Annotated in this window: 16 protein-coding genes; 6 read left to right on the top strand and 10 right to left on the bottom strand. The window is 51.0% G+C overall.

Annotated features, from left to right (window positions below; genetic code table 11):
• Positions 1-144: 144 nt before the first annotated feature.
• Positions 145-1,365, bottom strand: coding sequence for a DUF945 family protein (locus NCTC9997_RS05015; RefSeq protein WP_010862039.1), 1,221 nt, complete (start codon positions 1,363-1,365; stop codon positions 145-147).
• A gap of 307 nt (positions 1,366-1,672) precedes the next feature.
• Between NCTC9997_RS05015 and NCTC9997_RS05010 the strand changes: the two genes are divergently transcribed.
• Positions 1,673-3,160 carry a carboxypeptidase M32 gene (locus NCTC9997_RS05010; protein WP_064977475.1) on the top strand — a complete coding sequence of 496 codons (1,488 nt, stop codon included), beginning with the start codon at positions 1,673-1,675 and terminating at the stop codon, positions 3,158-3,160.
• Positions 3,161-3,257: 97 nt separating this feature from the next.
• On the opposite strand, the gene NCTC9997_RS05005 is transcribed toward NCTC9997_RS05010, so the two are convergent.
• The gene (locus NCTC9997_RS05005; protein WP_047707065.1) at positions 3,258-4,184 is read right to left on the bottom strand and encodes a diguanylate cyclase domain-containing protein; all 927 of its coding nucleotides are present in this window, start codon (positions 4,182-4,184) and stop codon (positions 3,258-3,260) included.
• 442 nt (positions 4,185-4,626) lie between these two features.
• Here NCTC9997_RS05005 and ybaK point away from each other — a divergent pair, with 442 nt between their 5' ends.
• From ybaK to NCTC9997_RS04990, 3 genes are all read left to right on the top strand, one after another.
• Positions 4,627-5,106, top strand: a complete 480-nt coding sequence (gene ybaK / locus NCTC9997_RS05000; RefSeq protein ID WP_010862043.1) for a Cys-tRNA(Pro)/Cys-tRNA(Cys) deacylase YbaK — start codon at positions 4,627-4,629, stop codon at positions 5,104-5,106.
• Between the two features lie 4 nt (positions 5,107-5,110).
• Entirely contained in the window at positions 5,111-5,491 is a 381-nt protein-coding gene (locus NCTC9997_RS04995; protein ID WP_010862044.1) for a lysozyme inhibitor LprI family protein, read from the top strand.
• 1,013 nt (positions 5,492-6,504) lie between these two features.
• On the top strand, positions 6,505-7,059 hold the full coding sequence (locus tag NCTC9997_RS04990) for a lytic transglycosylase domain-containing protein (protein WP_010862045.1): 555 nt from the start codon (positions 6,505-6,507) through the stop codon (positions 7,057-7,059).
• 230 nt (positions 7,060-7,289) lie between these two features.
• On the opposite strand, the gene ushA is transcribed toward NCTC9997_RS04990, so the two are convergent.
• Together ushA and NCTC9997_RS04980 are read right to left on the bottom strand one after the other, a co-directional pair.
• A complete protein-coding gene (ushA, locus tag NCTC9997_RS04985; protein ID WP_010862046.1) occupies positions 7,290-8,954 on the bottom strand; it encodes a bifunctional UDP-sugar hydrolase/5'-nucleotidase UshA in 1,665 nt (554 codons plus the stop codon).
• Between the two features lie 258 nt (positions 8,955-9,212).
• Positions 9,213-10,541, bottom strand: coding sequence for a Na+/H+ antiporter NhaC family protein (locus NCTC9997_RS04980; protein WP_064977474.1), 1,329 nt, complete (start codon positions 10,539-10,541; stop codon positions 9,213-9,215).
• 245 nt (positions 10,542-10,786) lie between these two features.
• On the opposite strand from NCTC9997_RS04980, the gene NCTC9997_RS04975 reads away from it, so the two are divergent.
• A complete protein-coding gene (locus NCTC9997_RS04975; protein ID WP_064977473.1) occupies positions 10,787-12,670 on the top strand; it encodes a methyl-accepting chemotaxis protein in 1,884 nt (627 codons plus the stop codon).
• Between the two features lie 298 nt (positions 12,671-12,968).
• The gene (locus tag NCTC9997_RS04970) at positions 12,969-14,852 is read left to right on the top strand and encodes a methyl-accepting chemotaxis protein (RefSeq protein ID WP_010862049.1); all 1,884 of its coding nucleotides are present in this window, start codon (positions 12,969-12,971) and stop codon (positions 14,850-14,852) included.
• A 172-nt stretch (positions 14,853-15,024) separates the two neighbouring features.
• On the opposite strand, the gene kdsA is transcribed toward NCTC9997_RS04970, so the two are convergent.
• The 6 genes from kdsA to hemA form a co-directional block, all read right to left on the bottom strand.
• Positions 15,025-15,879 carry a 3-deoxy-8-phosphooctulonate synthase gene (kdsA, locus tag NCTC9997_RS04965; protein WP_010862050.1) on the bottom strand — a complete coding sequence of 285 codons (855 nt, stop codon included), beginning with the start codon at positions 15,877-15,879 and terminating at the stop codon, positions 15,025-15,027.
• A 27-nt stretch (positions 15,880-15,906) separates the two neighbouring features.
• The gene (locus NCTC9997_RS04960) at positions 15,907-16,767 is read right to left on the bottom strand and encodes a SirB1 family protein (RefSeq protein ID WP_082935480.1); all 861 of its coding nucleotides are present in this window, start codon (positions 16,765-16,767) and stop codon (positions 15,907-15,909) included.
• Between the two features lie 64 nt (positions 16,768-16,831).
• Positions 16,832-17,209: a SirB2 family protein gene (locus NCTC9997_RS04955; protein ID WP_010862052.1), complete on the bottom strand. Its 378-nt coding sequence runs from the start codon at positions 17,207-17,209 to the stop codon at positions 16,832-16,834.
• Positions 17,210-17,301: 92 nt separating this feature from the next.
• Complete coding sequence (gene prmC, locus NCTC9997_RS04950) at positions 17,302-18,162, bottom strand: peptide chain release factor N(5)-glutamine methyltransferase (protein ID WP_064977471.1); 861 nt, start codon at positions 18,160-18,162, stop codon at positions 17,302-17,304.
• A 5-nt stretch (positions 18,163-18,167) separates the two neighbouring features.
• A complete protein-coding gene (gene prfA, locus NCTC9997_RS04945) occupies positions 18,168-19,250 on the bottom strand; it encodes a peptide chain release factor 1 (RefSeq protein WP_010862054.1) in 1,083 nt (360 codons plus the stop codon).
• A 32-nt stretch (positions 19,251-19,282) separates the two neighbouring features.
• Positions 19,283-20,536 (bottom strand): glutamyl-tRNA reductase, encoded by a 1,254-nt coding sequence (gene hemA, locus NCTC9997_RS04940; protein WP_064977470.1) that lies wholly within the window; start codon positions 20,534-20,536, stop codon positions 19,283-19,285.
• Positions 20,537-20,706 lie beyond the last annotated feature (170 nt).

Below are 20,706 nucleotides of genomic sequence, written 5' to 3'. Positions count from 1 at the left end.
ACATCATAATTGTATCTTAAATGTGTTTGTGCTTAAGCAAGCCGAACATTAGCGAGCATGGGTCGCGTGTACTTAGCTGAGGGAAGATAATAAAAAAGGCCGCAAGCGGCCTTTTCGTGAGATCGGATATAAAAAACACAATGCTTAAAACAGCTGGCTCACTTCATTACCGTTAACTGACAGCATGCCATCATGGATGGTAACGGAAGAGTGCAGCTGACCATCTTTCTGGCTAATCCAGCCTTGGCTAGACAGTTGCAACAGCATCAGCAACATTTGTGGCTGCTTGAGGAAGACTTTTTCATCTACGCTCAGCTGCGCATCAGCAGTCAGTGGCAGCAGCAGCTCATCCCAATTACTTGGCATCGCGCGGTCAGCCGGTAACTGCATCACGCCTTTACCTTGCAGCATCCCTTCACCGATTTTGGCACTCAGCTGATCGATAGAAACTTTGACGCCTTTACCTAACAGTTGCAGCAGCTCGTTTTGGGCCTGCTCTTCAGAGATTTTCTGCTGCTTGCTCATCACCAGCAGCGCATCACGGTTCAAACCCGTAACTTGAAACTTCAGCAGCGCATCTTTTACATTCAGCTGCAACGGTTTGGTTTGCTGATAATCGCCCAGCGTGATCTGGCTGATAAAATCCAGACCTTCACCTTTTTCCTGCTGATCGGTATCAATCTTCAGATTGCTAAAGGTTACTTGGCTAGCTGCCGTTTCACTGGAAAAGCTGGCAATATCAAAGGTATTGGTACCGAACCACAGCCCCTGTTTTTGCTGCTGCTTGGTCAGAATGCTCACTGCGCCAACTTGCAGTGCAGTCTCTTGATTGCTCTTAAGATCGCCGCCCTGCCAATCGGTTTTCAGATCCAGCTCGCGCTGATTAACGTTGTAAGTCAGATCGCCGGTCAGCGGCTTAATCAAAAACTGATTGCCTTCATCGGTCAGTTTCAGTTCGCCGAGGGTGAAATTACTTTTAACGTCACTACCCAAGGTATAGCTTGAATGCATCGCAAAAGGCAGTGGTTTACCACTGAGTTTTTCCAGCTCAGCCACCAAGCCTTGTGATGCCAATGTAGTGGTCGCGCTGATATGCAGTGGCCAAATGCTGACGGCGTTTTTCGCCAGAATTTCGGCCGCTTGCACGCTCGGATCACCACTTTCCGTCACGACTTTCACATCAATCTGACGACTAAAAAACGAACGTGCCGTTTCGGTAATGGTCACCCCAGACTGAGGGGATAAATCAGCTTTAACTTGCTGTAATTGCTGGTCAAAAACAGAGCCAGTGTAATATTGCAGACCTGCGGCAACGGCCAGCGCTACAATCCCAAGTCCTATTACACGTCCTTTTACTTGTGCCATTCTGCGCAATCCTCGATGGTGGCGTTAATGCGTCATACAATAGCACGATTTTAGCACCTAATAACTAACCCTTTATTTTATATAACAAAAAAATCCAGTATTTGGACTCATACGTCCGCTTCATCTTTAACGTGCGGCGATAAGTCTCACTACTGACGCCCCGCCAGATCCTGCGCCGCGTGCCCCACTACCTGTACGGCCTCATCGTTCCCTGTTACCCTGCTAATATCCTCTTTCTCGGGTCTTTGCTCTGAATGACTCGGTGAAACTGCCCAGTGCTCACTGTTTTACATAAAGAGATAAACTGATGACGACTCACGCTTATTCTCAACTCGAAGCCACCTTCCAACGCCTGTATCGTTTCTCCCATCTCGGTGCGATTTGTGGCTGGGACCAGCACACCATGATGCCAGCCGGTGGTAATAACGCCCGCTCGCAAGCCTTGGCCGAACTGCAGGTCTTGATGCACCAAATTCTGACCGCGCCCGAAGTCGGCACGTTACTGCAAGCCGCCGAGCAAGAAGACTTGAATAGCACGCAGCATGCTAATTTGCAGGAAATGCATCGTCGCTGGCTGGCCGCCAATGTGTTACCGGCCCAACTGGTAGAAGCTAAATCACTGGCCGGTGCGCACTGTGAGCATGCTTGGCGTACCCAGCGCAAAAATAACGATTGGCACGGCTTTGCCGCAAACCTCGAACGCGTTGTGGCTCTGTCGCGCGAAGAGGCGCAAATCCGCGCCGAAGCCAGTGGCAAATCGCGCTACGATGCGCTGCTGGATCTGTATGAACCGGATATGACCTCGCAGCAGTTGGATCAGCTGTTTGCCGACTTAAAAACGTGGCTGCCACAACTGCTCAAACGGGTCGAAAACCGTCAGACCCAATCGGTGATCATCGAGCCTCAAGGGCCATTTAGCACCGAGTCACAGCGTAATATAGGGCTGAAAATCATGCAGCTGTTAGGCTTTGATTTTAATGCTGGTCGCTTAGATATCAGCGTGCATCCGTTTTGTGGCGGTGTAGCTGAAGATTTGCGGATCACCACCCGTTATAGCGAAGAAGATTTTCTGCCTGCACTGATGGGGGTGATCCACGAAACCGGCCATGCCCGTTATGAGCAAAATCTGCCGCGCCATTGGTTAGGACAACCAATCGGCGAAGCACGCTCCACGGCCATTCATGAATCGCAAAGCCTGCTGTTTGAAATGCAATTGGCGCGCTCTCCGGCATTTTTGAATCTGCTGCTGCCGCTGATCCGCGATGAATTTGGCGATCAAGCCGCGTTTGTGAAAGATAATTTCTTGGCGCTTAATACCCGCGTGAAACCAGGCTTGATCCGCGTGGATGCCGATGAGGTTAGCTATCCTGCGCACATCATTTTGCGCTACGAAATCGAGCGCGCCTTGATTGAAGGTGAGATTGAAGTTGCCGACATCCCAGCCTTGTGGGATGAGAAGATGCAGGCTTATCTGGGCATCAGCCCCCAAGGCAACTACCGCGATGGGTGTATGCAGGATATCCACTGGACCGACGGCTCATTTGGCTACTTCCCGACCTATAGCCTAGGCGCGATGTACGCCGCGCAGTTATTCCAGCGAGCGCATGCCGATAACCCAGCGCTGAATGACCAAATTAGCCAAGGTAATCTGCAGCCGCTGTTTAGCTGGCTGAATACGGCTATCTGGCAGCATGGCAGCAGCCTCAGTACCCAAGCGCTGATCACGCAGGCTACCGGCGAGCCACTCAACCCAGCCTACTTCCGTCATCATTTGGAAACACGCTACCTAAAATAAGTCGCGCAGCAAGCTGAGCTCAGTGCACCATTTAAGCTCTTGCATAAAAAAACCGGCCCATGCCGGTTTTTTTATCACCTGATTTACGCGCTAAGGCTCAACATTCATCAACGCAGCCGCGAACAATCGCCTGATTCCGCCCCTGCGTTTTGGCCTCATACAGGGCTTGGTCAGCCTGCGCAATCATCACCTCAGCTGCCGGCGGGTAGCAAAACACCACCAATCCCACACTGATCGTCACATATTCCGCAGTTTTCGAGGTGCGATGCGGCAACTGTAAGCCCGCTATCTGTTCGCACAGCCAACTGCCGTAATCCGCCACCTTCTCGACCGATACATCCGGCAGAATAATGGCAAATTCTTCCCCACCGTAACGACACACCATATCGCCAGCGCGACGGGCGCTTTGTCGTAAACAGTGGGCAATCGCCTTTAAGCATTGATCACCGGCCAGATGGCCATAGGTGTCGTTATAGGCTTTAAAGTGATCGACATCGATCATCGCCAACCCCAAACACTGCTGAGTACGGCTGTGACGCTGTATTTCCGTCGATAATTTTTTGTCGAATGCGCGGCGGTTGTACAACCCCGTTAATCCATCCAGATTAACCAACTGGCGCAATTGATCAGATAAGCGTTTGAGTTTGAGCTGCGTGCTGACCCGCGCTCGAATAATCGCGGCGTGATAAGGCTTATAGATAAAGTCGACCGCCCCCATCGCCAGCCCTTCGACTTCTTTTTGTGGATCATGAATACCGGTGATGAAAATAATGGGAATATCTTGTGTCAGCGCATCAGATTGTAATTCACGGCACACATCCATCCCACTTTGCTGTGGCAATTCTATATCCAGCAAAATCAGATCTGGGGAATGCTCACGTGCTAACAGCAGAGCTTGTTCGCCATCGCTGGCCAACAGCACTTCACCCAAATCTTTGACAATAGAGCTCAGCAACAGACGGCAGGAGTGCGAGTCATCCACCAGCAATAACCGCGACTTTTGTGAAATGATGTCCGAATCCATGATAATTAATCCTAAATAGCCAGCCACGTGCTGTAGATCGCTCTGAGCTCTGATTGGGCCAGATTTCCGGATAAGCACAATACTCGGAATAACTGGCTACATCCTGCTGCAGACGCTTGGGTATTGCTGCAAAGTCAGGAGGCTATGATATATCAGCTGAGCATTTACTCTGATATATTCTTTTTCGTCAATCAACTCAATCGCCGACAGAAACAGTGGCAAGCTTATTCACAGGCAGATACAAATATCGGGACTCCGTTACGCCCCTGTTCGCTCTCTTCATGTTTACCTGTGCTAACGTTATTAACAGTAATCTGTAGTGTTAATGATAGCTGCTGTTTTAGACCTACACAGCGACAATACACAACGGGATGCATGACAACCCGCAAGTTAATTTGTCATACTATTATATCGTTTTGTTTTAACTCTCACAGGTTACACCATGACACCCGCAGTAAGACTTTTAAAGAAACACCAGATAGCCTTTACTCTGCATGCTTACGAACATGATCCGCATAACACCAATTTCGGAGAAGAAGCCGCAAGCAAGTTAGGGATTGAGCCGCAGCGGGTATACAAAACCTTGCTGGTCAGCTTGAACGGTGAAGCCAAGAATCTGGCTGTCGCTATTGTTCCAGTCTCCGGCATGCTGGATTTAAAGAAAGTCGCCAAATCTTTGGGCGCTAAGAAAGCGGACATGGCCGATCCGGCGCTGGCACAGCGCATCACCGGGTATCTGGTGGGTGGTATTAGCCCGCTAGGACAAAAGAAGCTGCTGCCGACCCTGCTGGATCAAGGTGCCGACGCATTTTCTTCGATCCTCGTCTCCGGTGGTAAACGCGGACTGGACATCGAACTAGCACCTCAGGATTTACTCACTGTATTAAATGGAAAGTTGGCACCCATAGCCAAAGAGGAGTGACCCCATGCGCAACGCGATTCTGTTTTCCTGTGCTTTGCTGATCAGCAGCCCACTGCTGGCCAATCCGCTGAGTGAATGCACCACCAGTGGTCAAAATCACCAGCAAGTGACTGACTGCCTGACCGCGCGCCTCGATGCGGCGCAGAAAAAAGTCCATGCGACCATGGTAAAACAGACTGCCGCGATGCAAGAGTTGGAAGGTCTGAGCGCCGGCGCGAAAGGGGCCAGTGCTGCATTGCAAGACGCGCTGAATAGCTACAACACTTACAGCGATAAGGTTTGTACCGCCAAACGTCTGCAATACGCCTCCGGTAACGGTGCCGGACAAGCGGAGTTAGCCTGTAAAATCGAAGTTGCTGAACAATTTGCCGCCTTGATGGACTAACCTCCACCGCTCAGCCACCGCAACTCAGGCGGCGGTTGGTTGCCTGGGTTACTCGCGGCAGTGAGTGGTCTTCTTGTGCGTACTGTCTATATAGCTATATAGGCATTCTTCATGCTATGCATAGACAGTGCGCCCTATCCGCTTGGTCTGATGAACGTGAGCCCGTAACACTCGTTAGCAACATGGTTACTGATAGCTTTAGCGGCGTTGATGCCCGGCGCAAAGCGCGCTCATCACACAAACACTGGAAAATCTTACGCTCTGTTCACAAAATAGCGAAAAACCGCCTTTTAAAACAAATAATTAACAACATGACAGGCCTCAGTAATCGCAGGAAAAATTCCCTTTTTATAACAATGAGTTATTGAGAGAGTAGTTGTTATACCATAACAGTTTCTGCGTTACTGCCTTGCTAATAAGGCAAATATTCACTTTTTGCCTCCGCCAGTCTATAAACTCAATTTAGCCATTTTTGTTGATGTAGATCACATTTTCATCATCTGAAATGTTTATTTTTTATTCATTTTTTTATGCCAATTGCTATCGACAAAGATCTTAATTGATCATTTATTCAACAATAGATTTTACCTTGATCACATTTCGCAATATTAATTGATGAATTATTACTCAATATGTGACTGTTGGTTTTTATCAGTCACATAAAAGGCTACTTGGCGTCCGATTTGATTAACTCGCACACAATCCTATAATCAACTCAGTTTTACGGCACCGCCGAACTTCATAATTCATAACAACATCCTCTAGGATGACGACTCACTGCGCTAAACAACGAACTACGTATAACTGACTATACGAGATGTGGTGCAGCATCATTGATTAACGACTATCACGTTAACGCACCCCATAATAATCGGTACGGACATCGGTTATAGATTGCTATTGCTAAAAACAATCTATAACCCTGTTTGAATAAACCGCGTAATACCAATATTAAACATAATTTTATTTAAGGATGAATAAGTTGCTTTGATTTACTAACGAGGAACTCTTTCATGGCTATTCACCGCATGTTCAAACGTTTCATGGTTATTACCGTTGCTACGTTTGCACTATTTTCCACTAACGTTTTTGCCTCTGCGATTAACGGCCTGACAAAAAGTGATTTTGTTGATGTGGCCAACGAGTATGGCATCAATCCTAAACTACTCTATTCTATTGCTGTGGTAGAGTCATCAATGACCAAAGGTAATAATGCCAAGCCTTGGCCTTATACAATTAACAAAAAAGGCAAGCCTTATTACCTCGACTCTAAACAAGAAGCGGAAAAGAAACTGACGCAATTAATCAGCTCGACCGATAAAAAGCACATTGATGTCGGTGCGATGCAAGTTAACTTAGGCTGGCACGGCTCTCGAGTCGATGAACCGGCGGATTTATTTAATCCGAAAACCAATTTACGCGTTGGTGCTGAAATCTTGAAAAATGCACTGGACTCGTCGCCAAACAATTTAAAGTTAGGCATTGGTCGCTATCACTCTTGGGATAAAGGCCGCGCGATAGGCTACGCCAATAAAGTGATGTCGGTAATGAAAACGGTCGCGCTCTAAGCCCCGTTAAGCGATGAGCTAAAATTAAAGCGCGAAAAAATAGCGGCACTTTAATTTATCGACACCGCCAAATAACTTTGCCGATAAAAGACATGGATTAGACACACACTCGGCAACACACAAAAAAAGCAGGCATTACGCCTGCTTTTTTACTTTCTACCGGTCTGCATTTGCTAGCCATCTGACGACTGATTTACATAGTGCCAGATTGCACGCAGTAAACCGACGAATTATTTGTATACGATCTCGCCTTTTGGCTCGAACTTAGACACGTCCAATGGCGAGTTCTTATGGATATAATCCTTCAGCACTTCGGCATCGGTAAAGCCGGTATTCACATAACCTGGCTTGTTAGCTATGTTCGGATAACCATCACCACCCGCGGCGTTGAAGCTTGGGATGGTAAAGCGGTAGGTCTTGTTCATATCAATTGGCTTACCGCCAATTTTCACGTCATGCACCTTGCCGTCTTCCACGATCATCGAGATGTTAGCAAATTGGGCATACGCACCGGAATCGACTTTCTTGGTAGCCACCACATTCAGGTAATCAATCAGATCGCTACCTTTCATGTCCATATAGCTGACAATGTTGCCAAATGGCTGCACTTTCAGCACATCTTTATAAGACACATCACCCGCTTCGATAGAGTCACGCACACCGCCGGAGTTCATGATCCCGAAATCGGCATTCGCGCGATCCATGTGCGCAGTCGCAATCAGACGGCCAAGGTTAGTTTGCTGGAAACGCACCACGTTACGGTCACCTTCCAGTTTGCCGTTCGTCGCACCAATCTTCACACCCAGCTCCGCCTGACCCTTGTCTTGGAATGGGGTTAGCAGATCCAGCATCGATTTATCTTGCGGGATTTCGGTGGTGTACAGCTGGTATTCTGACTTGCCGTCATCCAGCTTGATTTTTTTCTTCAGGTTAACCGGGATCAAATCATAGCTAACCAGCTTCAGCTCACCATTTTTGAACTGATAATCGGCACGGCCAACGTATTTTCCCCACTCATGCGCTTGGACAATCCACGTGCCATTTTGACGATCTGGCTGGCATGGGGTACCCGGCACATATTTGTTATTACGCTTGTTCTCGCCTTCCATACACACCGGATCTTGTGAGTGACCACCCACAATCATATCCAGCGCGCCTTCTGGCAGCGCACGCGCCAACTCCACATCACCGGGAGCATTGGAGCCGTGCTGACCATCTTCATAGTGACCCATGTGGGTCGCCGCAATGATCACGTCAGGCTTTTCGCTTTGCTTGAGCTCATCAATAACCTTTTTCGCTTCCACTTTTGGATCTTTAAAGACGATCCCTTTGAGGTACTCAGGGTTACCAATTTTCTGTGTATCTTCGGTAGTCAAACCGATAACAGCAATCTTCACGCCCTGCTTGTCGAACAGCTCATACGGCTTGAACAGGCGCTTACCGGTTTTCTCATCATAAATGTTGGCTGACAGCAGTGGGAAACCGGCCCACTTTTCTTGCTGGCGCAGCACACTCAGTGGATTATCAAACTCGTGGTTACCCAGCGCCATCGCGTCATAACCAATCATGGTCATGCCACGAAAATCAGGCTCGGCATCCTGCAAATCAGACTCAGGAACCCCAGTATTAACGTCACCGCCTGACAGCAACAGCACCGAGCCGCCTTTGGACTCGACATCTTTACGGATCTGATCAACCAGCGTTTTTTGCGCTGCCAGACCATACTCGCCCTGATCGTTTTGCCAGAAATGGCCGTGATGATCGTTGGTATGCAGGATGGTGATGTTGTAGGTCTTATCTTTTTCCCATGTCTGCGCATTCGCTACGCCGGTTCCTAAGGCCAGCGCTACCGCCAGACTGCATACCGTAATCTTATACGGGGTCTTGAATGTCATGATGATTCCTTTTATTCGTTCTATTTATCCAATCGCTATCAGCGTATTTCCAAACAGCATTTGCTGTCGGGTGCTGCCACTGTTAAGCACGGGAACCAGTCTAAATTTTTGTGGCGCATAACTCTTCTGCCAAGACAACGAACTGTTATTTACATCAAACTTTATGCGACAGATCACCGCCATCGCAGGAAGGAGGCGCGAAAAAAAACGCCGTCCACGTGGACGGCGCAAAGCAACATGAGACAACGAAGAGGAAAATCAGCGTGACGGTCGCAAGCAGATAAACAGCAACGCACTGATCGCCAACGCCACGCAATACCACGCATGGGTGACCACATCCAGTGGCGACAATTTAAAGCTTGATGCCAACAGCAGCGCCTGCGCCCCGTACGGCAACAAACCTTGTACTACGCAAGAATAGATATCCAGCACACTGGCAGCACGACGTGGACTGATTTGGTTCTCTTTCGCCAGCGTACGCGCCACGCCACCGCTCACAATAATGGCGACGGTGTTATTAGCGGTGCAGCAGTTCGTCAGCGCCACCAGCAGCGCGATGCCCATCTCACCGGCACGGCTATGCGGTTTACCGGAGCTATTTAAGCGCTCAATCAGACGCTGGATATGATGCGCTAAGAACGCCAAACCACCTTGCTGCTTCATCAGCTCACTCAGGCCACCAATCAGCATCGACAGCAAGAAAATCTCCTGCATGCTGCCAAAACCGCTGTAAATATCACGCGCAAAACCACCCAGCGTGTAGGTCTCGGAAGCGCCAAAGCCAATCAGACCGGCGGACAAAATCCCCACACCCAGCACTAAAAAGACGTTCAGACCAGACAGTGCCAACACCAAGATAACCAGATACGGCAGCGCTAAAATCCATGAGAAAGGCTCAGCCGCCGGAACTTCGCTGCTACGCGTCAGGAAGAAAAACAGAATCAGCGTGGCAATCGCTGCAGGCAGTGCAATACGGAAGTTTTCCTTGAGCTTATCGCGCATCAAGCAGCCTTGGGAGCGGGTCGCTGCAATGGTGGTATCGGAAATCACCGACATGTTATCGCCGAACATCGCACCGGAGAGGATCACCCCCGCCATCAGCGGCAGCGAAATACCGGTCGCTTGCGCCACACCCAGCGCCACAGGCGACAGCGCCGCAATGGTGCCCATCGACGTACCCATGGCCGTGGAAATCACTGCGGCAATTAAAAACAGTCCCGGTAACAAGGCCCAGCCTGGCAATACCGATAAACCCAGACCAACTGCGGCATCCACACCGCCGGTCGCCTTCGCCACCGATGAAAACGCACCAGCCAGCAAGTAAATCATGCACATGGCGATGATATCGGGATGACCTACCCCACCGATAAAACGGTTGATGGCTTTGTTGAGCGGCTCTTTGGCCAGCAGCAGCGACAGCACAATGGCAGGCAACACCGCAACCGGTGCCGGTAACTGGTAAAACGCGAAATCCGCCCCCTGCAGGGTGTAGTAGATACCGGTTCCGATATACACCGTTAAAAAGACAAGCAAAGGCAGCAAAGCCGCAAAGGAACGCGCCGGAATATTATTTTGATTATCGGTCATAAGAACCCACAACATAAGGGTGATTTAAGTCTATGACCCGATTTTACGTTGAGACGCATAGATTTGTAAACATCTGGACGTCTAAATAGCCAAAATAGCCATTTGACATATTTTGCAATAAATTCGTGTGACAAATTCTGTTGAGATATGTGCATCTGTGTCTGTCATCGATTAGTATTTGCAACTTCGCTGAAATATTGTGACGTAATTCACAAATTAATATAAGAATTAAGGTTCATAGAAGAATGCAATTGTCTTTAAAACAAAAGCTGCTGGGAACTAGCTTGCTTGCGGTGATCGCGGTAGCCACTGCGTTGACATGGGTTGCTACCAATAATCTGTATAACGAAACACGCGCACAAATTCGTGAACGCCTGCACAGTCTGGCCGATGCCGCCAGCGCCACTGTCAGTTTGTGGCAGAACGATAAACTGGCGGTATTAGATAGCACCCCTACCTATCTGGCAGATCCGACCACCCAAATTACGCACTTAAAACAAGCGCAACAAAACGGTCAATTTGACCATGTCTATATTGGTGCCGCCGATGGCCGCATGATATCTTCACACACCGATTGGGATTTTAGCGGCTACAATCCAACGCAAAAAAGCTGGTATCAAGAAACCCTGCAAAAAAACAACCTGCGGATCTCCCAGCCGTATAAAGACAGCATTTCCGGTGGGTTAGTGATCACCTTGTCCAAACCGCTGTATTTCAACCAGCAATTTTTCGGCATTCTGGGCGCCGATCTCACACTGGAGCAAATCGCCAAAACCATCAGTGATATGCCGGTAGGCGAAGGCGCACAAGCGCTGATGATTACCCGCGATGGCACAATCATTGCCAACCGAGACTCACAGCTGATCATGCAACCTACCACGCGGATCTCACCACAATTTACCCAGACGGAAATCGAGCAACAGCTGCAACATCAAGACATCAGCCAATTTGACATTAACGGCAAATCAACGCTGGTTTACCTTAAAGCGGTACCGGGTACTGACTGGCTGGTCGGCCTGCAAGTTGAGCAAGATGTGGTGGAGCGTAGCTACCTGCAAACGCGTATGGAACTGCTGATTGTATCTGCAGTGTTCACGCTGCTGGCGGCGGTGCTGATTGGTGGCGCTGTCACCTACCTGTTCCGCGACTTAAACCGCGTCTCCGCTGCGCTGTCCGAAATCGCCCGCGGTGAAGGCGATCTAACGGTGCGCATTCATCCGCGGACACAAGATGAAATTGGCCAGTTAGCGACTAACTTCAACTTGTTCGTTGAGCGTCTGCACAAGATTATTCTCAACCTGCGCGATGTAGCCGATAGCCTGACGGCGCAAGCTGACGTAGCAGCAGCCAGCGCAGAAGAGCGTACCCATCGCATTCATCTGCAACAAGATGAAGTCACGATGGTAGCCACGGCGGTCACCGAAATGGCAGCCGCCACCCACGAGATTGCGGGCAATGTGGATGCGACCTCGCGTGAGGCTCACAATGCCGTAAATCTGAGTGATACTGGCCGTCAGCAAGTTGATCAGAGCCAAGACTCCATCCGTAAACTGGCGCAAGAAGTGGGCATGGCCACGGATGTGATCATGGAGCTGAATCAGCACGCCGATAACATCAGCTCTATCATGCTGACCATTCGAGCCATTGCGGAGCAAACCAACTTGCTGGCCCTGAACGCGGCAATTGAAGCAGCGCGTGCCGGAGAGCAAGGTCGCGGGTTTGCCGTGGTGGCCGATGAAGTGCGTATGCTGTCACAGCGCACCCATGTGTCTACCGAAGAGATTGATACCATGATCCACAATCTACAGCAGGCCACCCGCCGCGCGGTAGAGATCATGGCGCAAAGCCAGACATTAGCGCAAACCAGTGTAACCGATGCCGATTCAGCAGCGGTCAGCCTCAATCAGATAGCAGAAGCCATTAACACCATCAGTGATATGGCCTCACAAATTGCCTCCGCGGCAGAAGAGCAAAACTCGGTAACGCAAGAAATCACCCGCAATACGGAGTCGATTAAGGAAGCGTCAACCGATTTGGCCCAAGAAGCCAATGATGCCGCGCGTCAAGCGGCCTCACTGAGCGAGCTTTCCCTGACTCTGCGCCAAGAGGTGAACCGCTTTATTCTTTAATCCGCGGCGCTACGAAGAAAGAGAGTACTGCAAAAAAGGCGACTGAGGAGTCTGTGTAGTGGTTAAGTAAATCTGCACACTTCTCAGTACCTCGCGTAAAAGACGCGCTTAAAAACGGGCAAAAGATAAAAGTTGCGAGACAATACGCAGCTTTCGCATGCAAGGGTTGCGGAAGCTGCACTTTGTTGCAAGTGGACACTGCTGGTTACATCTTAAACGATTAAAGACTCTCAAGAGTGAGCAGAGCGAGGCCGATAAAGGCTTACAGTCATCTTGCCAAACGGAGTTTACCGGCACTATGCGACTCTCTCTTAAACAAAAAATCACAGGGATCAGTCTCCTGTCCATTTTGCTGGTTGCCAGCATCCTGACCTGGCAGTCTTCTGTCCATCTCTATAACGAAAACCAACAAGATACTCAAACGCGTATTGATGGCATGAGTATCACCGTCTCCGGCGATATATCTACTTGGCTGCAAGGAAAAATCAGCGCCGTACAAGCCGTCACCCCGTTCACCAAAGACACTTCCACACTCATCCCCCATCTGGTTCAAGCCTATCTCAGCGGTCATTTCGATGACATCTATTACGGTGCTGCCACCGGACAAATGTTTGACCGCCCAGAGCGTCCAACCACCGCAGGCTATGATCCACGTATCCGCGACTGGTATATGAATGCGGCCAAAGCGCAGAAAGTGGTGATTTCCGAACCTTACAGCGATGCGGTAACACAACAGCTGATTGTGACTATCTCTGTTCCGGTGATCGAAAACGGCGTGTTGCAAGGCGTGATTGGGGCTGACCTAACACTGGATCAGCTGCTGAACAAAATCAGCTCGCTGAAAATCGGTAATGGCGGTTACGTCATGCTGCTCAGTGGCCAAGATCAAATCATTGCTCACCCCGATAAAGAGCTGAGCATGCAGCCAATCACCAAGTTAGACCCTACCCTTTCCAATAGCCGCGTGGAAGAGCTGGAAAGTGCCGGTACGCTGCGCGCGCTGACCATCAACCAGCAAAACAAACTAATGTTGCTGCAACGCGTTCCGGACAGTGACTGGGTTCTTGGTTTTGTGCTAGATGAAGATGCTGAGCTTGCTAACTACCGCAGCACCCGTAACCTGCTGCTCGGTATTTCTGTGGTGCTGACTCTGCTGACCACCGTCGGTATTACCTTGCTGGTTGGTTTCCTGTTCCGCGATCTGAACCGCGTATCGGCGGCTCTGGCGGAAATTGCCGATGGTGAAGGCGATCTGACTGTGCGTATCACCCCACGCTATGATGATGAAGTGGGGATGTTAGCCAAAAACTTTAACCGCTTCGTCGAACGCTTACAGAATATCTTGCTGCAAATGCGCGATATTGCTGACAGCCTGAACAATCAAGCGACACATACTGCCGCCAGCGCGGAAGAGCGCACTCAGCGTATCCACATGCAACAAGGTGAAATCACCATGGTGGCCACCGCAGTAACTGAAATGTCCGCCGCCACCCATGAGATTGCCGCCAGCGCCGATAAAGCCGCCACCGAAGCCGGTAGCGCCGTAAGCATCTGCCATGATGGCCGTGAGCAAGTGGTGCAAAGTCAGCACTCTATCCGTCAATTGGCTGAAGAAGTGGGCGTGGCCACCGGTGTGATTGATGAGCTGCATAGCCATGCGGCCAGCATCAGCACAATCATGATGACCATCCGTTCGATTGCCGAACAGACCAATTTGCTGGCGCTGAATGCGGCCATCGAAGCGGCACGCGCTGGCGATCAAGGTCGTGGTTTTGCCGTGGTAGCCGATGAGGTGCGTATGTTGTCGCAGCGAACTCATGCCTCCACGGAAGAGATTGAGTCGATGATCAACAATCTGCAGCACTCAACGCGCAAAGCGGTGGATATCATGTCCGGTAGCCGTAATCTGGCTGATACCAGCGTGAATGATGCCGATACCGCCGGCAACAACCTGATTCAGATTAACGATGTGGTCACGGTGATCAACGATATGGCAGCGCAGATCGCAACGGCGGCCGAAGAGCAAAGCTCGGTAACCGAAGAGATCACCCGTAATACAGAATCCATCAAGGAAGTGGCGCAAGATCTGGCGCAAGAAGCCAGTGATGCCGCGCGTCAAGCGGCAGAGCTGAGCGAGTTGGCATTCCACCTGCGCCAAGAGGTGAACCGCTTTATTCTGTAATCGCGGTTTTATCGCGTATTCACCGTATATTTAGCGAGCGAACCCAAACAAAAAGGCATCCCTTAGGATGCCTTTTTTCATGTTGCTATTTGCCGCTCATGTTTCGATAACGCTATCACCCACCGGCAAGTGCATCATCGAACACATCACGCGGTGCATGATAGCCGCATGCTTAGCAAGAGGTATCCAACACAGGGAAGCCTTTCACCAAATCGTCAATGGCTTTCATCTGCAGCAAGAACGGCTCCAGTTTAGCCAGTGGCAGCGCGGATGGACCATCACACTTGGCATTGACCGGATCCGGATGCGCTTCTAAGAACAGACCGGCGATCCCAACGGCGATTCCGGCACGAGCCAGTTCCGCCACTTGATCACGACGACCACCAGACGCAGCGCCAAACGGATCGCGGCACTGCAGGGCGTGAGTCACGTCAAAGATCACTGGGCTACCGTTAGACGCTTTCTTCATCACGTTGAAACCCAGCATATCCACAACCAGGTTGTCATAGCCAAAGTTGCTACCGCGATCGCACAGAATAATCTGATCGTTGCCGCACTCAGCGAACTTATCAACGATGTTACCCATCTGACCTGGGCTCAGGAACTGTGGTTTTTTCACGTTGATCACCGCGCCGGTGCGCGCCATCGCTTCCACCAGATCGGTTTGACGCGCCAAAAACGCTGGCAGCTGGATAACGTCAACCACGTCAGCCACTGGCTGGCACTGCGCTTCAGTGTGCACGTCAGTGATGATCTTCACGCCGAAAGTCTGCTTCAGCTCTTGGAAGATTTTCATCCCTTCTTCCAAGCCAGGACCACGGTAAGAGTGGATAGAAGAGCGGTTCGCTTTGTCAAAAGACGCCTTGAACACATACGGAATGCCCAGTTTGTTGGTCACTTCAACATAGTGCTCACACACGCGCATTGCCATATCGCGCGATTCCAGCACGTTCATGCCGCCAAACAGCACAAACGGTTTATCATTCGCGACATCAATATCGCCGATACGTACATTTTTCTGTTGCATGCGTTTGACCTTTACGTAGGTAAGAACTCAGTGCAGCACCACTTCAGGGATCGACAGTGCGCGCACTTGTTCACGCACCAGAGCAATCACCGGATCTTTCGGGCACTGCTTGATAAAATAGGTTAAATCATCCTTGGCGGCCTGGATACAATCCAGTGTGGCATAAATCAGGCCACGATCACGGATCTCATACGGATCGCCGGGGCTACGCTCCAACAACAAAGCACTGACTTGCAGCGCCAGTTCGCCGCTTTTCTCGTGCATCAAGGCGGCTTTCATTGCATCCATCACGCGCATCATGACCTGCGAATGACTGCTGATATCCACGTCTTCATCACACAGCTCAGCCAGCATGCCCTCTTGGCCTTTCAGCCACGCCGTCAGGATATGCTCATCCACAATCTCGCCGTTGAACGGATTGATAAACAGCGTCGTGTCATCGAATTCAGCACGCACTAAAAACTGCGTTGGGAACACCACCGGATACAGCGGTAAATCCAGCTCAGAGGCCAGCGTCAGCAGCAAAATGCCCAGCACCACCGGACCACCCTGACGAGTACTCAGTGCTTTATCCAGCCGCAAGTTATCGGAGCGATAAAAGGTCTGGTAATCGCCGTGAAAACCCCAGTCTTGATAGACCATTTCCAGCAACGCCAGCGTGCGCGCAAGCTCAGGGCCGACCACGTGCAACTCACGAACGTCATCACAGAGCTGCGCCAGCGTCCGTTCGACCTCATCGGCATCAAAATCCGGAAATACCCGGCCAGCCAGCCAGCTCAATCCTTGCGCGAGGGTGTGCTCTTCAAAATCAAACAGGATTTTGCTTTTTGGTTTTGCCACTATTTCGGTCACAATTTCCGTCACTATTTCTGTCACATCGTCAGTCACAGGTGCAGTTCTCGTTCAGCGGCTCTCGTGTCATCGCTGCCGTGTAGCTTATCGCCACGCACGATTACCACAAAGGAACTTTGGTCATCGCCATTTGGGCTATCAGCCAGATCCAGCCTAACGCACCCAACAGGGCAAACGTGCGAATCGCTTTGTTTTTCCCTTCGCGCAGCGCCACAAAGCCCAGCAGGATATAGATCACCACGCCCAGCAATTTCTCAGTCAACCACGCGCTGTGTGGCGTAAACGGATAAAAACCCGTGACCGCAATCAAGCCAACGCCGGTGAGCAGCAAAATGGTGTCATTGATATGAGGAACGATTTTCACCCAGCGCTTTTGCATCACTGAGGCGTGCAGCATGCTGCCGATAAAACGCAAAACCAGCAGCGTGACAGAAATCGCGATGGTGGTCAGATGCAGGTGCTTTAAAAACATGTACATGGGGCCACGTCCTTATTGGTTAACAGTTTGAGTTAACAATCTCTTATTGCGTTACTTTGATTAAAGTAAGCTATTAAAGTCAGCATATTAAATTAAGCAGGCACATCGGCATAACAACCCAACGTTACCCGATCATTGCCGCCATAATCTTGTACGGTTTCCACCTGCTGATAACCTGCCGCATGGAAAATCGCCTGCACCGCAGCCGCTTGCTGCCAGCCATGCTCGACCAACAACCAGCCACCGGGCAGTAAAAACTCGCGTGACTGCGCCGCAATCACACGAATATCGGCCAGCCCTTGCTCATCGGCCACCAGTGCGCTGCGCGGTTCAAAACGCACATCGCCCTGCGTCAGGTGCGGGTCTTTGGCATCAATATAAGGAGGGTTACTGGCGATCAGCGCAAAACGCGGCGCGGGCACTAAGGCGCGTAACGGCTCAAACCAACTGCCCGTTAGAAAACAGGCATTGTTTATCCCTAAACGTTCCGCGTTGCTTGCTGCTAAAGCGGCGGCATCGGGCTGCACATCAATGCCGATAATCTGGCAATCGGGCCGCTCACTGGCCAGCGCCAAAGCAATCGCGCCGGTGCCTGTGCCTAAATCCAGAAGCAGGGTACGGGTCGCGGGTAGCCGGTTTAACGCCTCTTCCACCAAACGTTCCGTATCCGGACGCGGGATCAAGGTTGCTGGAGATACGCGCAGCGGTAGGGACCAAAACTCGCGCTCACCAATCACGTAAGCCACCGGCTCGCCTTGCTCGCGCCGGCACACCAGCGCATCGAGCTGCTCACACTGCTCACCGCTTAACGTATACTCCGGGAACGCCAGCAAGAAGCTGCGATTTTTGCCCGTCACATGACCAAACAAGATTTCGGCATCACGGCGCGCGCTTTCACTGCCGGCGCGCTGTAAACGCGCCGTCGTGGCGAGCAACCATTCATCGGTGCGCATCAAACTCAATCCTGCTCTGACAGCGCAGCCAACTGGTCGGCTTGATGCTCTTGAACGATCGGTTGGATCAGCATATCCAGCTTACCTTCCATCACCTCTTCCAGACGGTACAGCGTCAGGTTGATACGGTGATCCGTCACGCGGCTTTGTGGATAGTTATAAGTACGGATGCGATCGGAGCGATCGCCAGAGCCCAGCAGGTTACGACGGGTAGACGCCTCTTCCTGATGACGCTTTTCTTCTTCAGCGGCTCGCAAACGCGCGGCCAACACCGACATCGCTTTAGCTTTGTTCTTATGCTGTGAACGCTCATCCTGACACTCCACCACCAAACCGGTTGGCAAGTGCGTGATCCGAATCGCGGAATCAGTGGTGTTAACGTGCTGACCACCGGCACCGGAGGAGCGGAAGGTGTCAATTTTCAGGTCGACCGGATTAATATCTGGAATTTCCGCTTCCGGCACTTCTGGCAAAATAGCCACCGTACAGGCTGAGGTGTGGATACGGCCTTGCGATTCCGTTGCCGGCACGCGCTGCACGCGGTGACCGCCGGATTCAAATTTCAGCACGCCGTACACGCCATCACCGCTGATCTTGGCGATCATTTCTTTGTAACCGCCATGCTCGCCATCGCTGCAGCTGACGACTTCCACCCGCCAGCGACGCGCTTCGGCAAAACGGCTGTACATCCGGAACAGATCACCGGCAAAAATGGCCGCTTCGTCACCGCCTGCACCGGCGCGGATTTCCAGATAACAGTTACGCTCATCGTTAGGATCTTTTGGCAGCAACAGAACTTGCAGCTCTTGCTCCAACTGCTCGATGCTATTTTTCGCAGCATTCAGCTCATCTTGCGCCATATCACGCATTTCGGGATCATCGAGCAGCTCTTCGGCGGTCGACAGATCCTCTTGTGCCTGCTGCCAATCACGGAAACACTTCACCACATCGGTCAGCTGGGCATACTCTTTGGACAATGCACGAAAGCGCTCCTGATCGGCAATCACCGACGGCTCACCCAGCATCGCTTGAACTTCTTCATGGCGCTCAAGCAGCGCCTCTAATTTGGCAACAATGGAAGGCTTCATGAAAAGCGTAAATCCTGTGAGAAAACAGTCAGTCAGACGTCCAGCCCAAGGCTGGTACGTAAAATAGCCAGACGATCGTGATCGCCTTGTTTGGCGGCATGTTGCAGCGCCTGAGTCGGGGCATGAATCAGGCGGTTGGTCAGTTTATTCCCCAGCTCCACCAGCAGCGCTTCGGCATCGCCGCCATTACGCAGTGAGTGCAAGGCTTTTTCTACCAGCTCCTGACGCGTTAAATCAGCTTGCGAGCGGTATTCGCGAATGGTTTCCACACCGCTTTGCGATTGCATCCACTGCATGAAGGCCAAACTCTCTTCCTTCACGATAGCTTCCGCTTCCACCGCCGCAGCTTTACGCAACGCCAAGTTGCGCTCGATAATCGCCAGCAGATCATCCACCGTATACAGGTAGGCATCCGGTAGATGCCCCACCTCCTCTTCGATGTCGCGCGGTACTGCGATATCCACCAGCAACATCGGCTGATAACGGCGCGCTTTCAGTGCGCGCTCCACCATCCCTTTACCGATAATCGGCAGTGGGCTGGCGGTGGAGCTGATAATAATGTCGGCTTGCATCAGATGTTCAGGAATTTGTGGCAACGAAATCACATCCGCGCCCACTTCCGTCGCCAGCGCTTGTGCGCGCTCGGCCGTACGGTTAGCAATGATAATCCGCTTGGCACCGTGCTCTTTCAGATGACGCGCCACCAGCTCGATGGTTTCCCCCGCTCCCACCAGCAGCACGGTCAAATTCGCCATATGCTCAAAAATCTGACGCGCTAAGGTACAAGCAGCAAAAGCCACCGACACCGCGCTACCACCGATTTCGGTTTCGGTGCGTACCCGTTTAGCCACCGAGAAGGTTTTCTGGAACAGACGCTCTAAATCGGGCGATAACCGCTCTTGCGCCAGCGCATAAGCATTTTTGACCTGCCCCAGAATTTGCGGCTCACCGAGAACCAGAGAATCTAAGCCACTGGCCACCCGCATCAAATGGGTGACGGCTTGTTGATCATGGTGCAGATATACGCTGTCGCGTAACGGATGGGCTGGCACTTGGTGGAAATCACACAGCCAAGTAATCAGCGATTCGCCGGCCTGCGCGGTATCTTCTACGCTCAGATACAACTCGGTACGGTTACAGGTAGACAGCACTACCCCGCTACGCACAACCGGGTGCGCCGCCAGGCTCTGCAGAGCCAGCGTCATCTTTTCTGGAGAGAAAGCCACTTTCTCCCGCAGCGCAACCGGTGCGGTTTTATGGTTTATACCGAGAGCAAGCAATGCCATGCAGAATCAGTCAGATATGAAGAGTTGATACATCATCAATAGTGCGCTTTATTCTACTTGATGATGTCGATCAATTAAAGCAATCACGCACGCAGGTCGCACAGATCAATGGCTGGCCGGTAAAATCAAGATCGGCTATACTACGTTTCTTACTGAATTTTCTTCGTTAT

Source organism: Plesiomonas shigelloides (genome assembly GCF_900087055.1).
GTDB classification, from domain to species: Bacteria; Pseudomonadota; Gammaproteobacteria; order Enterobacterales; family CAMTGL01; genus Plesiomonas; species Plesiomonas shigelloides.
Note: the sequence above shows the minus strand (reverse complement) of the source record. Positions and strands in the feature narration are given on the sequence as shown.